Raw genomic sequence first — 12,668 nt, 5'->3', positions numbered from 1 at the left:
CAGCCAGCGGTCTGCCAGCGGGCGGCGCTGTTCGACAAAGCGCCTCCGTCAGCCCCCGGCGATCATGTTGATCGAGAAAGCCAGAATGCCGATGTTGAAGATGAAGGCTTCCAGGCAATGCCCCGTCGAAACGCGGCGGATCGCACGGCTGGTGATGTCGATGTCGGCGGTCTGAAAGGTCATGCCCAGGATCAGCGCGAAATGAAGGAAGTCGAAATAATCGGGCGCCTTTGCGCTCGGGATGGCAAGTCCGCCGGCATGGCCGCCGTGCACTTTGTCGGGGCTGTAATAAAGATGCGCATAATGGATCGCATAGACAAGGTTCGCGAACAGCCAGGCCAGCGCCAGCGTGACGATGACCAGCGGTTTCGGATAGGGGCCGGTACCCGCGACGAGCAGCGCCAGCGCGCCGAGCACCACGGCGCTGACCGCGAAGGAAATGACGAGCAGCGCGGCGCGATTGGCGTCATTCTGGGCCGCATGCTGCGCGATGACCTTCGGGTCGCGGGTGCGGAACAGCGGGATCGTCGACAACAGGAACAGCGCGGTGACGATGTCGAAGCCGATCAGGAAATCGCGCAGCGCCGATCCGTCCTGGCCCGCCGCATAAGCCGCGGCGGCGATCAGTCCCGCCGCATAGGCGATGAAGCGCGGGGGCGCGATGCGGTTGCCGATGGTGCGGGCCATGGCGCGAGCCTAGCCGAGAGCGAAAGCCGCGCAAGCCCGCTTTGCCTTTCGGCGAAAAAGCATTAGACGCGCGGCGCATGAGCAAGGACAAATCCGCCAAAATTCCGACGCCGCAGGCCGTGCGCGGCACGCAGGACATGCTCGGCGATTTCGCCGACCGGTTTCAGCACGTCGTCGACACGTTTGATCGGGTGCGCCGCCTTTACGGGTACAAGCGCGTCGAGGTGCCGGTGATCGAGCCCACCGCCGTGTTCGCGCGCTCGCTTGGCGAGACGACCGACGTCGTGTCGAAGGAAATGTATTCGTTCGAGGATCGCGGCGGCGAATCGATCACCTTGCGCCCCGAATTCACCGCCGGGATCGCGCGCGCCTATGTGACCAACGGCTGGCAGCAGTTCGCGCCGCTGAAGGTCGCGACCCATGGCCCCTTGTTCCGCTACGAGCGCCCGCAAAAGGGCCGCTATCGCCAGTTTCATCAGCTCGACGCCGAAGTGCTCGGCAGCGACAGCCCGCTCGCCGATGCCGAACTGCTGGTCTTCGCCGATCAGCTTCTGAAGGAGCTGGGGATTTCGGAGGGCGTGACGCTGACGCTCAACACGCTGGGCGACGCGGAAAGCCGCGACGCATGGCGCGCGGCGCTCGTCGAACATTTCGAGGCGCACCGCAGCGACCTCAGCGAAGACAGCCTCGCACGGCTCGACAAGAACCCGCTGCGCATCCTCGACAGCAAGGACCCCAAAGACCGCCCGATCGCCGACAGCGCGCCCGATATCGACGCCTATCTGACCAGCGAGGCACAGGATTTCTTCGGCGCCGTGACCGCGGGCCTCGACGCCGCGGGCGTCGCATGGCACCGCAACGCGCGCCTCGTGCGCGGCCTCGACTATTATCGCCACACCGCGTTCGAATTCGTCACCGACCGCTTGGGCGCGCAGGGCACCGTGCTCGGCGGCGGCCGCTATGACGGGCTGATCGAAAATCTCGGCGGCCCGCCGACCCCGGCAGTCGGCTGGGCGGCCGGGATCGAGCGGTTGGCGATGTTGGTGGAAGAGCCGAAAACCGAACTCTTGAATGTCATAATGGCCGTCGAGGATGACCTCGCTATTCCGGCTGCGCAGAAGATCGCCGCAACTTTGAGGCAGAACAAATTGTCGGCCGACATGATTGCCACCGGATCTGCCCGGAAACGCTATGACAAGGCGACGAAAATCAACGCTCATGTTTTGATGTCGGTGCGGTGGGTTGACGGTCAACCGGTCGTTCGAACTCAGTCGGCCACTCCAGACGAGATTGCCGAGAAAGTGCAGAGCGTTCTGAAGAATATTTGATGCCACTGAGCATGGATCACACAATCGTCACCCTGAACTTGTTTCAGGGTCCATGGACTGAAGTCTCGGCGTCGCGCCATGGATGCTGAAACAAGTTCAGCATGACGGTTTCTGAATGGGATCGGCGACGCCCCAGGCAACGGCCAAGTCCTTCCAGTCGGGGTTGTCAGCCTCGATCAGATTGATTTTCCATGAGCGATGCCATCGTTTTAGCTGCTTTTCGCGTGCGATCGCAGTGTGCATGTCGTCGAATAACTCGGCGTGTACGAGTCGATAAACCCGGTATCGGCGCGTGAAACCAGGCACGACGCCGGATCGATGCTGCCACAGCCGTGCCGCCAGGTCGGACGTGACGCCAATATAAAGCGTGCCCTGCTTCTGGCTGGCGAGAATATAGGTGCAGGGTTGCCGCGACGGCATGTTGGCCTCTATGCGGCGCCATGGATGCTGAAACAAGTTCAGCATGACGTAGTTATTACCGTTTTGGACAAGATGACCTCCGTTTCCGAAAAGCAGATCGACGCCATCATCGAACGCCATGCCGCGTTGCAGGCGCGCATGGCGACGGGCGATATGGCGCCCGCCGATTTCGTCGCGGCGTCGAAGGAATTCGCCGAGCTTGAGCCCGTGGCGATCGCCGCGCGGGAAGTCGTGCGCCTGCGCGGCGAACGCGTGTCGCTGACCGACATGCTCGCCGATCCCGAAATGAAGGCGATGGCGGCCGAGGAAATCGCGGCTGTCGACGAAGCGCTGCCCGCCGCCGAACATGACCTCGCGATCAAGCTGCTGCCGAAGGACGTCGCCGACGAGCGCGCCGCGATGCTCGAAATCCGCGCCGGGACCGGTGGCGACGAGGCGGCGCTGTTCGCGGGCGATCTGCTCCGCATGTACAGCCGCTATGCCGACGGCCAGGGCTGGAAGGTCGAGGTCATCTCGGCGAACGAGACCGAAGTCGGCGGTTACAAGGAAGTCGTCGCGTCGGTCAGCGGGCAGGGCGTTTTCGCCAAGCTCAAGTTCGAGAGCGGTGTCCACCGCGTCCAGCGCGTCCCCGCGACCGAAAGCCAGGGCCGCATCCACACCAGCGCGGCGACCGTCGCGGTATTGCCCGAGGCCGAGGAAGTCGACGTTGCGATCAACGACGGCGACCTCAAGATCGACATCTATCGCGCGTCGGGTGCGGGCGGCCAGCACGTCAACACCACCGACAGCGCGATCCGCATCACCCACTTGCCCACCGGCCTGGTCGTGATCCAGCAGGACCAGCGCAGCCAGCACAAGAACCGCGCGAAGGCGATGCAGGTGCTGCGCGCCCGGCTCTATGACCTGGAACGCGAGAAGATCCACAGCGCCGAGGCATCGGCGCGCAAGTCGATGGTCGGGTCGGGCGACCGCTCCGAACGCATCCGCACCTATAATTTCCCGCAGGGGCGCGTCACCGACCACCGCATCAACCTGACCCTCCACCGCCTGCCCGAAATCATCGAAGGACAGATGGACGAGCTGATCGACGCGCTGATCGCCGAGGATCAGGCGCAGCGGCTGGCGGGGCTGGGTGATGGCTGAAAAGCCCCTCCCCTTCAGGAGAGGGGTTGGGGCGGGGTGTCGAGGTGCGGCACCATGCTTCTAGACCCCACCCCCGGTCCCTCCCCTGAAGGAGAGCGGGGAATTGGCGTCGCCCTGCGCGAAGCAGCGAGGCGGCTAGCCGCGATATCCGAAACGCCGCGCCTGGATGCCGAATTGCTGATGGCGCATGCGCTCGGCGTCGAGCGCGATCGGCTGCTGCTCGATTCCGCGCGCTTTACGGTGCCTGACGACTTTGCGAAGTTTGTCGAGCGGCGGCTCGCGCACGAACCCATTGCCTATATCGTCGGCTATCGCGATTTCTGGACGATCCGGTTGGCTGTCGGCCCCGGTGTGCTGATCCCGCGTCCTGACAGCGAGACGCTGATCGAAGCGGCCGTCGGATATTTCGGCGCGGTCGGCCCTGCGTCCATCCTCGACCTGGGTACCGGGCCGGGGACATTGCTTCTCGCCGCGCTTTCCGAATGGCCGAATGCCAGCGGCCTTGGTGTCGATGCCAGCGACGCGGCACTGGCCTGCGCGCGCGTCAATGCCGACGCGTTGGGCCTGCCGGATCGCGCCGAATTCAGGCCGGGCGACTGGGCATCGGGACTCGATCGGCGCTTCGACCTCATTCTCTGCAATCCGCCCTATATCGCCGACAGCGAAGCGTTGATGCCCGACGTCGCCGATTTCGAACCCGCCGCCGCGCTTTTCGCCGGCGCCGACGGCCTGGGCGACTACCGCCGGATCATCCCCGATTTGCCGCATATTCTGGCGCCGAACGGGGTGGCCGTCGTTGAAATCGGCCATCGGCAACGCATATCGGTGACCGGGATTGCCGAAGCAGCGGGATTTTCCGTTGCCTGCCGCCAGGATCTGGGCGGCCGCGACAGGGCGCTTTTGCTGACCCGCCCCTGATCGCCCGCACAAGAATTTGCTTGGTTTCCGCAGCAAAGCGCTGTAGGGGCGGCTCACAGACCCGGCACGGGTACCTTTATTGGTCCGGCTGGTCTGCTTCCCACTTACGATGCTGGTGCAGGGCCTTGGCTCGGCGCAAGCGGTAAAGGGCAAGAACCGCGCGCGAGGCGCGGGCGCGACGCGCTAGACAAGCGCGGTCGGCCAAAAGGGGTTGGCGTAGCTTATTAGCTTATCGACAGGATGTCTCAGTTGAACATGAACAACCGACAGAGCGGTCGCCGTCGCGGCCGCAATAATAACAACAACAGCAACAACAATAATCGCTCGCAGTCCGGTGGCGGACGCGGCGGAGTCGATCAGGCCAACCGCATCGACAGCCGTGCCCGCGGCAATGCGGCACAGATGATCGAGAAATACCGTAATCTGGCGCGCGATGCGCAGCTTGCGGGCGATCGGGTCCAGACCGAATATTATCTCCAGTTCGCCGACCATTATTTCCGCGTCGTGAGCGATTTCCGCATCCGGCAGGAAGAAAAGGCCGCGCAGAACGGACAGGAACGTCCCTACGACCGCCAGCGCGACGTTCGCGGCGTCGAGGATTTCGACGGACATGACGACAGCGGCTTCGACACCGAGATCGAACCCGAGCGTAACGAAGACAGCCGCGATGGCGGCCGCGATCGTAACGAACGTGGTGAGCGCGACGGCGGTGGCCAGCGCAGCGGCAGTGGCCGCGGCGAAGACGAAAATCGCGGCAATCGCCAGCCGCGCGGCAATGGCAACCGTCGCGACCGCGACGACGATCGCGGCAATGCGGTCGAGGCCGATGAAAGCGACGAGACCGACGTGGTCGCCGAAGAAGCGGCGCCGGCACCGCGTGCCAATCGTCGCGGTCCGCGCCGCGCGCGTCCCGAAGCCGATGCGAATGACGATGGCGGCAATGCCGGCATCGACACCTCGGTCCTGCCGCCGGCGATCGGCCGTCCGGCCGAACCCGAGACGAGCGAAGACGACGATGCACCGGCGCCCAAGGCGCGCCGCACCCGCCGTACGCTCGCTCCGCGCGGTCCCGGAGTCGAAGCGGCCGAATAGGGCTTTCGTTTTCGGCTAGCCTTTGGATTCGACATGACATAGCCTCCCCGCAACACGCTTGCGGGGAGGTAATTATGCGCGCTTTGGCAATGATTTGCTTGGTTGTCGGCGGGGCGGCGACCACCCCGCTCGCGGCGCAGGAAAGCGCGTTCGGCAACGCGCAGGGCGACGTCGCCGTCACCATCTATAACAATGGCCAGTCGCTCGTTCAGGACGACCGGCAACTCAGCGTCACGCGCGGGCGCAACCGCATCGAATTTCCCGACGTCTCGGCGCGCATCCGCCCCGAAACGGTGACGCTGTCGGGTCCCGGCATCGGTATCGTCGAACAGAATTTCGACTTCGACCTGCTCACCCCCGACAAGTTGATGGACAAGGCGGTCGGTCAGCAGATCACGCTCATCCGCACCAATCCGGCCACCGGCGTCGAACGCAGCGAGCGCGCCAAAGTGCTCGCGGCGAACGGCGGTATCGTGCTGCAGGTCGGCGAGCGGATCGAGGTGCTGCGCGACGACGGCCTGCCGGTGCGCGCGGTGTTCGACCGCCTGCCGCCCAATTTGCGCGCGCGCCCGACGCTGTCGGTGACCGTCGATGCGGCCGATGCGGGGACGATTCCGGCGCGGCTATCCTATCTCACGCCCAACCTCGGCTGGACCGCGGACTATGTGGCCCTGTTCGACGCCGCGAAGGGCGCGATGGATATTCAGGGCTGGGTGACGCTGACCAACAGCACCGGCACGACGTTCGCCAATGCCCGCACGCTTCTGGTCGCGGGCAACCCTGGCGGGGGCGGCGGTTTCCGCCAGCTCGGCGGCGCGATGGATTCGGCCGGGACCGAGAGCAACAATCGCGAACGGCTGGGCGATTATTACCTCTATCCGCTTGCCGAGCGCACGACCATCGCCAACGCACAGCAGAAGCAGGTCAGCTTTCTCGACGTGAAAGGCGCGCCTGCGCGTTCGACATACGAGTTCGTCAACCGCTGGCTCGGCAGCAGCACCGATCCGGTGAGCACCGCGAGCGTGCTGCGCTTTTCGACGTCGAAACAGGGCGGACTCGGCGACCAGCTGCCCGCGGGAACGATCCGCGTCTACATGCGCGACGCGCGCGGCGATCCGCAGTTCATTGGAGAAAACAGCATCCCCCACACCCCCATCGGCTCGGCGATGTCGCTGCGGACCGGCGACGCCTTTGACGTGAAGGTCCAGACGACCGTCGTCTCGCGGACGCGCAAGGGCGATTCGCGCTGGGTGACGAAGATGAAATATGTCGTCACCAACGCGCGGCCCGACGCGGCGACCGTGCTGGTCGCACAGGACGGGCTCTATGGCGATGTTCGGATCACGGACGAAAGCCTGAAGAGCGAACGCGTTTCGGCCGACCGTGTCGAATGGCAGGTGCCGGTGCCCGCCAACGGCAAGGTCGAACTGACCGCCACTTTCGACACGCGCTACTGAGACGCGGCCGTGGCGCGGGCTTGGCCCCTGCTGATGTTCGTCGCGGCGCTGCTTGCGCCGATGTTGGCGCATGCCCAGGCCGAACCGCCGGTCGTCGTTTCGTCGTCGATCGCCAACACCGCCGTCACCGTCTACCGCGCGCCCGATCGCGGTGGCGGAGGAATCAACCCGAACTGGCCGCAAGGCTTCGCGTTCATAACCGAAACGCGAAAGGTGACCTTGCCCGCGGGCGTGTCGATATTGCGCTTCGAGGGGGTGGCCGAAGGACTGCTTCCCGAAACCGCGGTCGTGAGCGGCCTGCCCGAGGGCGTGATCGAAAAGAATCGCGACGCGCGGCTTCTCTCGCCCGCGGGGCTGGTCGACGCCTATCTCAAGCGCAGCGTGACCGTGCGCCGTACCGACCGCGCGACGGGAAAGGTCGTCGAACAGGAAGCGCTGATCCAGGCTGGCCCCAACGGCGGTGTGATCCTTCAGACCGCCACAGGCTATGAAGCGCTTGGTTGCTCAGGGCTTCCCGAGCGGATGCTCTATGCCCGCTTGCCGAAAGACCTTTCGGCGAAACCGACTCTGTCGGTGCTGGTCGAAAGCAAGGCTGCGCGGACGGTCACTGTGCAGCTTCTCTATCTCGCCGAGGGGTTTGACTGGGCGGCGAACTATGTTGCTGATCGGGGTGCCGACGGAAAGACGCTGGGGCTGACCGGCTGGATCACTGTCGCCAATGGCGGCGTCACAAGCTTTCCGAACGCACAGCTCAACGTGATCGCCGGTCGCCTCAACAAGATGTACAGCCCGCCGCTGCCGCGCAGCACGCCGGGCGCGCTGGTCCTCCGCTGCTGGCCGATGGACATCACCAGCACGCATCCGTTGTGGGAACTGCCGCCGATCATTGCGTTCGAAGAGGCGTTTGCCGAGGAATCGATGCAGGACGTCGTCGTGACCGCGAGTCGCCGCAACCGCGGCTATGCGATGGCACCGCCTCCGGCGCCCGCACCGCCGCCCCCGCCGCCGCCGCCGCCGCCGCCCGAAGATTTGGGCGATCTCAAATTCTATCGCGTCCCGTTCCGCGTCGATGTGTCGGCGAAAGGGCAAAAGCAGGTCGCGCTGCTGGCGAGCAACAGGGTTGCCGTCGAACAGCTTTACGCGGGTACGCTTTATCAGAACTATGGGGGCAGCCCCGTGCCGCTGATGACGCGGCTGCGTGTCCAGAATCGCGAAACGGACGGGCTCGGCTTTGCGCTGCCTGCGGGCATGGTCACGGTGTTCGAGACGATCGGCGACCGCCGCCTGCTCGTCGGCGAAGCGAAGGTCGGCGACAAGGCAAAGGACGAGCGCGTCGATTATGACATCGGAACCAGCCCCGCGGTCCAGGTCCAGACCGCAATCCAGGTCGATCCCGCCAACAAGGATGTTCGGTTGTGGCAGGTCACGCTGACCAACGCGCGGCCGTTCGATGCCGAAGTCGAGATGCTGGTTCCGCTCAAGCTCGATCCCGAGCCCGAAGGGTGGGAGCGCCGCGGCGACAGCTGGGTCTGGCGCGTGCGCGTCCCCGCGAACGACCGGCTAGTCCAAAATTTTCGCGTAAAATAAGCCCCGTCAGACTGGCGGCAGCGGCCGTGGCCGGTGATTCTCGTCGAGCGCGACAAAGGTAAACAGCCCTTCGGTGACCTTGACCTGTTCTTCGCCGCGTCCGCGCGTCGCCACGACCTCGATCCGGATCCCCATCGACGTCCGGCCGCGCCGCTCGAGATTCGCATAGACCGAGATGATGTCGCGCAGCAGGATCGGGGCAATGAATTCCATCGCCTCGATCGCCACGGTGGCGGTCGGACCCTGCGCGATCCGCGCCGCGACGATTCCCCCGGCAATGTCCATCTGGCTCAGTACCCAGCCGCCGAATATGTGGCCGTTGCTGTTGATGTCGGCGGGCGCGGGAACGACGCGCAGGATCGGCTCGCGTGGGCAGTCGGCAAGTTTATCGGTCATGTTTCATATCCGGATCATCTTCGAAAGGGTCCTCGATCGCCTCGTCATGGCCGCTGCCGCTCGACAGGAAAACAAGGCCCATCAATGCCGCGCCGAGCATCACCGACAGGCCGACGCCCGCTGCGGTCGCAATGATCATGTGGATGGTGAGCTGGTCGCCGAGCGTATAACGCAGCCAGCCGAGCGCAAGGATGACCGCGCCAAACGATACGAGCGCCATGCCCGTCATCAGCCGGCGATACCGCGCCCAGGCGACATCCGATGTGCGGTGATCGTCGAGGGGCGAGGGTTTGACCATGGGCGCCTCCATGAACCAACCGCCGGACAAGTCCAAGCGTGAAAGCCGCCCCTTTTGGCTTGGCGGCGAATCATGATAGGCTCGTCCGGCAACGGATAAAGAAATGGGAGCGGCACCTATGACGATCGGAGCGATTCTTCACGGGCGCACAGGCGCGGTGATTTCGGCGCGGCCGGCCGACACCGTGCGCGCGGTGATCGACTTGCTGGCACAACATCGGATCGGCGCGGTACCGGTGGTCGAGGACGATATCATCGTCGGCATTTTTTCGGAGCGCGATCTCGTTCGCCTCATGTCGTCCTATGGCCCCGAGGCGCTCGACAGAAAGCTCGACGAGGTCATGACCAAGTCGCCGGTAACGTGCGATTCGAACATGGCGGTGATGGGCGCGCTGTCGCAGATGACGCAAAAGCGCATCCGGCACCTGCCTGTCGTCGACGGCAGCCGGCTCGTCGGTTTCGTGTCGATCGGCGATCTCGTCAAATATCGCATCGATCGTATCGAGGCCGAAGCCGCGGCGATGCGCGATTATATCGCGTCCTGATCCGCTAAGACCGGAAACTTGAATAGAGCGCGCGCGCCGCGCTCTTGGGGTCCCGCAGCAAATGCGTCAGGCGGCTTCCGCTCGCGCGCGCCTCGGTTTCGCCGAGCGCCTGCCAATAGCCGCGCCATCCCTTGCGCGAATACCAATAGCGATAATGGCCGCTCTTCTCGGCAATCGCGGTTTCGAGCCGAGCCCGATTCGCCGACGTCAGCCGGAGCGGGATGGAACCGTCTCGCAGGCCCAGATAGACGTGCAGCATCTGCTGCGCCCACAGCGCGTCGGTGCCGGCGCTCGTCAGATTGTCGCCCTGCCGATAAACATTGGCAGCATCGAAGAACTGGACCGCGAAGCCGCCCTGATCGGTGAGCTTGAGCCAGAACAGCCAGTCGCCGGCACGGCGATATTCGGGGAACCAGCCGACGGCTTCAGCGGCGTCGCGGCGGAACATCGCCGAACAGGTCGGGATCATGCTGATCAGCAGCAGCGTCGATTGCGGGTCGTTGAGCTGGCGCCAGCCCGTTCCTGCGGGAGCGCCCTCCATCGGGCTTGTCTCGTCCGCCCGAAGGCGGCTTTCGACGAGCCGCGGCGGCAGGCCGGGGCCGGGCTCGGGCAGGACGAAGGCGTCGCCAAAGCTGACCGCGAGCGACGAATCGGCGATCAGCGGCGCGATCAGCCGCTCCATCGCATCGGGGCGGAACTCGTCGTCCGAATCGAGAAAGGCGATCAGCGGGGTCGTCACCGCCTTCATGCCGATATTGCGAACGACGCCTTCGCCGCCGTTCTTTTCCGCCGCGATATACCTGACCGGCACCGAGTTCCGCGTCGCCCATGCCTGGACCACTTCGCCAGTATTATCGGTCGAGGCGTCGTCGACGACGACGATTTCGGCAGGCAAAAATGTCTGCCGCGCGATGCTGTCGAGCGAGCGTTCGATCAGGTCGGCACGATTATAGGTCACGATCAGAACGGTGAATTGCATGGCAGGCGATGGCTCCATGATCAGGGCAGTGGGTGTTCGGACGCGATTCGGCGCACGCCGATTCGGTCAAGCGTGGTGGCGATCAGCAGCCGGACGTCGGCTGCGAGCCGATTGCCCGTCACGAACAGCGCGGCGAGCCAGAGCAGGACGCCGGTGCCGACCGGCGCCAGCAATTCGGCAAAGCCCATCGCGGTCGGCGGCGTGATCCAGCGGTACCACGCAAGCAGCGGCGCGACCGCTGCAGCGGCGCCGATCAGGCTGCGGCCATAGTCGGCAAGCAAGCCGCGCCAGCGGAACCCGGTGAGGCCGCGCAGGAACACGACATAGATACAGAACCAGAAGGCGGCATAGGCGACATAGGCCGCAGCTGCTGCCTGTCCGCCATAGCGCGCGCCGACAAACAGAAGCACCACCGCGGCAACCGTCGCGATGCCGGTGCGCTTCAGCACCCCGTCGAGGCGGCCGAGCAGGATCGGAACCTGGACGCTCATCGGCAGCGCGACAAAAATCATCTCGGCAATCGCGAGCAGGCTGAGAATCGGCGCGACGGCGGTCCAGCGCGGCCCGTACAGGGCGTTCACCAACGGATAGGATGCGACAGCGAGCCCGGCGAGCGCTGGCCAGACGATCCCAGTATAGCCGCCGACGAGCCGCAGATAGGGTTCGGCGAGCGATTTGCCCTCGTTCCGCATCTGCGCGAGCGCGGGATAGAAGACGCTGTTCACCGCGCCGGTCATCAGATTGACGAGCTGCACCGCGAGCCCACTCGCGCGCGAATACAGGCCGACCGCGGTGTTGCCGGCGATGCCGCCGACGATCAGATCGGGCGAGCGCGTGCCGACCGAATCGAATATCTGGAGCAAGGTCGACCCGCCGCCGAAACGCAGCACGTGCGACGCGCCGGCGAAGCGCAGCGGCCAGGGAAAGATCCAGCCGTTGCGCCACTGGCTGACGAGCGCGCGGGCGACCTGCTGCGCGAGCGCTCCCCATGCGAGCGCCATCGGACCTTTCCCCGCTGCGGCAAGGCTGATCGTCACGACCGCATTGGTGATCGCGGCGGCGACCTCGATCATGAAGTCCGACCGGAAATCCATCGCACGCTGGCGAAGCGCGGTCGGCACGATCGCCAGCGGCACGAACAGATAAGAGGAACCGATCACCAGCATCAGCGGGAAAAGCTTGGGGTCGCCGTAGAGCCAGGAAAGAGGTTTCGCGGCCGCGAGAATCACCAGCGCGACGCCCCACGCCACGGCGAGCGACACGGAGAAAGCGGTGTGGAGCTTTTCCTCACCGAGCTCGGCTTCGCCGACGATGTAGCGGTTGAGCCCGAATTCCTGGAGCACGGCGATCAGCGCGGTTGCCGCGAAAGCGATCGAAAAGAGTCCGACCTCGGCCGGGGTCAGGAACAGCCGCGCGACGACGATGCTGCTCGCGAACGCGATCGTGAAGCTCAGCAATTTGCTGGCGCTCGCCCAGGCGATGGCTTTGCGGACCGACATGCCCGGATCAGCCCGCGCGGAATTCGGGGGACGGCGTCATTGTCGTGGCGTGCCGCTTCTGGCGCCAGGCGAGCATCGGCGGCGCGAGCCGGGGAAAGACACGCCACAGCGCAAAGGCAAACGACCAGACGGGCTTGCGCATCGTGTTTCGGTGCGACCGCAACGCCTGCAAGCCTTTGCCGGTGTCGCCAGCGATGACTGCCGCGACGGCTTCCTCGACCTCGCCGCGCTCTTCCTCGCGCGCGCGGAGCGCCGATGCGAGTCGGGCTTCTTCGCTGCCGGGACGGGCCGCGACGATCTTGTCGTACACGCGCATGTTG

Annotated in this window: 14 protein-coding genes (1 of these 14 cut by a window edge); 7 read left to right on the top strand and 7 right to left on the bottom strand. The window is 65.1% G+C overall.

What is annotated here, in order from left to right; genetic code table 11:
- Positions 1-48 precede the first annotated feature (48 nt).
- Entirely contained in the window at positions 49-687 is a 639-nt protein-coding gene (locus ACO055_RS10680) for a DUF1345 domain-containing protein (RefSeq protein ID WP_422058850.1), read from the bottom strand.
- Between the two features lie 77 nt (positions 688-764).
- Here ACO055_RS10680 and hisS point away from each other — a divergent pair, with 77 nt between their 5' ends.
- Positions 765-2,015 (top strand): histidine--tRNA ligase, encoded by a 1,251-nt coding sequence (gene hisS / locus ACO055_RS10675; protein ID WP_422058849.1) that lies wholly within the window; start codon positions 765-767, stop codon positions 2,013-2,015.
- A 96-nt stretch (positions 2,016-2,111) separates the two neighbouring features.
- On the opposite strand, the gene ACO055_RS10670 is transcribed toward hisS, so the two are convergent.
- Complete coding sequence (locus ACO055_RS10670; protein WP_422058848.1) at positions 2,112-2,480, bottom strand: GIY-YIG nuclease family protein; 369 nt, start codon at positions 2,478-2,480, stop codon at positions 2,112-2,114.
- Between the two features lie 27 nt (positions 2,481-2,507).
- Between ACO055_RS10670 and prfA the strand changes: the two genes are divergently transcribed.
- From prfA to ACO055_RS10645, 5 genes are all read left to right on the top strand, one after another.
- Positions 2,508-3,578 (top strand): peptide chain release factor 1, encoded by a 1,071-nt coding sequence (gene prfA / locus ACO055_RS10665; protein ID WP_422058847.1) that lies wholly within the window; start codon positions 2,508-2,510, stop codon positions 3,576-3,578.
- Between the two features lie 54 nt (positions 3,579-3,632).
- Positions 3,633-4,496 carry a peptide chain release factor N(5)-glutamine methyltransferase gene (prmC, locus tag ACO055_RS10660; RefSeq protein ID WP_422058846.1) on the top strand — a complete coding sequence of 288 codons (864 nt, stop codon included), beginning with the start codon at positions 3,633-3,635 and terminating at the stop codon, positions 4,494-4,496.
- A 255-nt stretch (positions 4,497-4,751) separates the two neighbouring features.
- Positions 4,752-5,588 carry a DUF4167 domain-containing protein gene (locus ACO055_RS10655; protein WP_422058845.1) on the top strand — a complete coding sequence of 279 codons (837 nt, stop codon included), beginning with the start codon at positions 4,752-4,754 and terminating at the stop codon, positions 5,586-5,588.
- An 89-nt stretch (positions 5,589-5,677) separates the two neighbouring features.
- Positions 5,678-7,045 carry a DUF4139 domain-containing protein gene (locus ACO055_RS10650; RefSeq protein ID WP_422058844.1) on the top strand — a complete coding sequence of 456 codons (1,368 nt, stop codon included), beginning with the start codon at positions 5,678-5,680 and terminating at the stop codon, positions 7,043-7,045.
- 33 nt (positions 7,046-7,078) lie between these two features.
- The gene (locus ACO055_RS10645; RefSeq protein WP_422062454.1) at positions 7,079-8,632 is read left to right on the top strand and encodes a DUF4139 domain-containing protein; all 1,554 of its coding nucleotides are present in this window, start codon (positions 7,079-7,081) and stop codon (positions 8,630-8,632) included.
- 6 nt (positions 8,633-8,638) lie between these two features.
- Here ACO055_RS10645 and ACO055_RS10640 read toward each other — a convergent pair whose 3' ends face one another.
- Both ACO055_RS10640 and ACO055_RS10635 read right to left on the bottom strand, forming a co-directional pair.
- On the bottom strand, positions 8,639-9,028 hold the full coding sequence (locus ACO055_RS10640; protein WP_422058843.1) for an acyl-CoA thioesterase: 390 nt from the start codon (positions 9,026-9,028) through the stop codon (positions 8,639-8,641).
- On the bottom strand, positions 9,018-9,326 hold the full coding sequence (locus ACO055_RS10635) for a hypothetical protein (RefSeq protein ID WP_422058842.1): 309 nt from the start codon (positions 9,324-9,326) through the stop codon (positions 9,018-9,020). Before ACO055_RS10635 ends, ACO055_RS10640 begins: the two co-directional genes overlap by 11 nt.
- Positions 9,327-9,444: 118 nt before the next feature.
- On the opposite strand from ACO055_RS10635, the gene ACO055_RS10630 reads away from it, so the two are divergent.
- A complete protein-coding gene (locus ACO055_RS10630) occupies positions 9,445-9,870 on the top strand; it encodes a CBS domain-containing protein (protein ID WP_422058841.1) in 426 nt (141 codons plus the stop codon).
- A gap of 4 nt (positions 9,871-9,874) precedes the next feature.
- Here the strand turns inward: ACO055_RS10630 and ACO055_RS10625 are convergent, their stop codons facing one another.
- The 3 genes in view from ACO055_RS10625 to ACO055_RS10615 are tightly spaced (at most 20 nt apart) and all read right to left on the bottom strand, a layout consistent with a single transcriptional unit that may run on beyond the window.
- On the bottom strand, positions 9,875-10,849 hold the full coding sequence (locus ACO055_RS10625; RefSeq protein ID WP_422058840.1) for a glycosyltransferase family 2 protein: 975 nt from the start codon (positions 10,847-10,849) through the stop codon (positions 9,875-9,877).
- A gap of 20 nt (positions 10,850-10,869) precedes the next feature.
- The gene (locus ACO055_RS10620; protein ID WP_422058839.1) at positions 10,870-12,348 is read right to left on the bottom strand and encodes a lipopolysaccharide biosynthesis protein; all 1,479 of its coding nucleotides are present in this window, start codon (positions 12,346-12,348) and stop codon (positions 10,870-10,872) included.
- 7 nt (positions 12,349-12,355) lie between these two features.
- Positions 12,356-12,668, bottom strand: the final stretch of a protein-coding gene (locus ACO055_RS10615; protein WP_422058838.1) for a glycosyltransferase family A protein. The gene runs 683 nt beyond the window's last position; 313 of the gene's 996 nt are visible here — the last part of the coding sequence; its start codon lies off the right edge, out of view; the stop codon is at positions 12,356-12,358.

Origin of the sequence: Sphingopyxis sp., assembly GCF_965227415.1 — a bacterium.
Taxonomy (GTDB): domain Bacteria; phylum Pseudomonadota; class Alphaproteobacteria; order Sphingomonadales; family Sphingomonadaceae; genus Sphingopyxis.
This window is presented reverse-complemented; position numbering and strand designations above follow the sequence as displayed.